The sequence below is a fragment of the Dapis brunnea BLCC-M229 genome, from assembly GCF_050015995.1.
Taxonomy (GTDB): domain Bacteria; phylum Cyanobacteriota; class Cyanobacteriia; order Cyanobacteriales; family Microcoleaceae; genus Trichodesmium.
On record NZ_JBNHEP010000239.1, the window covers coordinates 281 to 2,890 of the forward strand.

Genomic DNA, 2,610 nt, shown 5'->3' on the forward strand with positions numbered 1-2,610 from the left:
TATCGTTGTCGGTGATGTTGAATGTGACTGGGGTGTTGGGGGTTGTTGTGGCAGTATCATTGCTTAAGGAACCTACCGGAGTTACATCTACAGAAATATCAGCTTCGTTGGATACTGCTCCTAAGTTATCCTGAATAGTATATGTAATGGGAGTAGTCGTACCAGTAAAGTCTGCTTCTGGGGTAAAGGTAATATTTCCGCTATCATCTACTGTATAAGTTCCTTCTCCAGGGAGCGTTATGCTGGTGTCTTGTTCTGGTGTACTTGGGTCAATGTCTACTGTGCTTAGGTCTAGTGTAGTGTCTGGGTCAGTGTCATCATCTGTAATGTTGAAGGTGACTGGTTGCCCTTGTTCTGTACTTTCACTGTTGTCTGTAGCTACAGGTGGCTGGTTGGTTACTGTAACTGTGATATTGGCTGGATTTGATGTATTGTTGTTCTCGTCTGCTATTGTGTAGGGTATGGTCACTTCTCCTACAAAGTCGGTTTCGGGTGTGAAGGTGACATCCCCATTTTCGTCTACGTTGAAAGTACCTTGAGTGGGGACTGTGAATGTTTGGTCAATACCAAGGGTGCTGGGGTCTAGGTCTATGGTGGTTGGGTCTACTACTCCTTCTGGGTCAATATCGTTGTTACTAATATTGAATGTTACTGGTTGGTTGACTGGGGTACTGTCATTGTCGTCTGTGGCTATGGGTGGGTTGTCTATGACTTCTACGGTAATGTTGCCTTGGTTGGTTAGGTTTCCTGTTGTATCTTCTACGGTGTAAGGAATATTTACTTCTCCGACAAACCCTGGTGCGGGAGTAAAAGTTAGTTCTCCATTCTCATCTACTGTAAAGTTTCCTTGGTCTACTGTTAGTGTTTTTTCAATTTCGGTGGTGCTGGGGTCGAGGTCGATGGTTGTTGGGTCGAGCTGAGTTCCTTCATCGGGGATGTCGTTTTCTGTGATGTTGAATGTTACTGGTGTGTCAACCGTGGTACTGGCGTTGTCATCGGTGGCAAATGGTAGTTCTGTGCTAATAGAAACGTTGATATTGGCTATTTCTGATGTGCTGCCATTATTGTCTGCTACTGTGTAGGGGATGGTTACTTCTCCGACAAATCCATCAATGGGTGTGAAGGTGAGGTTTCCGTTATTATCTACGGTAAATGTGCCTTGAGTTGGTAGTGTTAATGTTTTTTGGTTTCCTTGTGTGGTTGTGTCAATGTCTATGGTGCTGGGGTCGATGGTGCCATCGGTATCATTGTCGTTTTCTGTAATGTTGAATGTGACTGGTTGTCCCGGTTCAGTGCTGGCGCTGTCGTTGTTGGCTACAGGGGGGATGTTGACGACTTCGATGGTGATATTTGCTTGGTTGGAGGTTTCGCCGTCGTTGTCTGCTACTGTGTAGGGGATGGTTACTTCTCCGACAAATCCATCAATGGGGGTGAAGGTGGCGTTTCCGTCATCATCTACGGTTAATGTTCCTTGAGTTGGTAGTGTTAATGTTTTTTGGTTGACTGGGGTGCTTGGGTCGAGGTCGATGGTGCTGGGGTCGATGGTGCCGTCTATGTCGTTGTCGTTTTCTGTAATGTTGAATGTGACTGGTTGGTTAATAAATGTTGTGCTGTTGTCATTGTTGGCAACGGGGGGTTGGTTTTCTGGTAGGGTTGGTGTGACATCAACAGTAATATTAGCCTGGTTGGATACTGCTCCTAAGTTATCTTGAATAGTATATGTAATGGGAGTGGTTGTCCCAGTAAATTCGGCTTCTGGGGTAAAAGTAATATTTCCGGCATCATCTACTGTATAAGTGCCTTCTCCTGGTATCGTTAGACTGGTGTCTCGTTCTGGTGTATTGGGGTCTATGTCTACTGTGGTTAGGTCTATTGTACTGTCGGGGTCAGTGTCATTATCTGTAATGTTGAAGGTGACTGGTTGCCCAAGTTGTGTACTTTCACTGTTGTCTGTAGCTATAGGTGGTAAGTTGGTGACTGTAACTGTGATATTGGCTGGATTTGATGTATTGTTATTTTCGTCTGCTATTGTGTAGGGTATGCTCACTTCTCCGACAAAGTCGGTTTCGGGTGTGAAGGTGACATCACCATTGTTATCTACATTGAAACTACCTTGAGTGGGAATTGTGAATGTTTGGTCGATATCAGGGGTGCTGGGGTTTAAGTCTATGGTAGAGGGGTCTACAATTCCTTCTGAGTCAATATCGTTGTTACTAATATTGAATGTTACTGCTTGGTTGACTGGGGTACTGTCATTGTCGTCTGTGGCAATTGGAGGGTTGTCTATGACTTCTACGGTAATATTGCCTTGGTTAGTCAGGTTTCCTGTTGTATCTTCTACGGTGTAAGGAATGGTGACAACTCCGACAAACCCTGGTGCGGGAGTAAAAGTTATTTCTCCATTCTCATCTACTGTAAAGTTTCCTTGGTCTAGTGTGAGTGTTTTTTCGGCTTCAGGGGTGTTGGGGTCGAGGTCGATAGTTGCTGGGTCTATCTGAGTTCCTTCATCAGGTATGTCATTTTCAGTCAGGTTGAAACTAACTGGTGTATCAACTGTGGTACTGGCGTTGTCATCGGTGGCAAATGGTAGTTCTGTGCTAATAGAAACGT

Annotated in this window: 1 protein-coding gene; it reads right to left on the minus strand. The window is 44.8% G+C overall.

The genetic code is table 11. The features are described from left to right. Positions 1-2,610 (minus strand): Ig-like domain-containing protein (locus tag ACP6PM_RS27545; protein WP_426590087.1); only part of this gene is annotated, 2,610 nt, incomplete at both ends.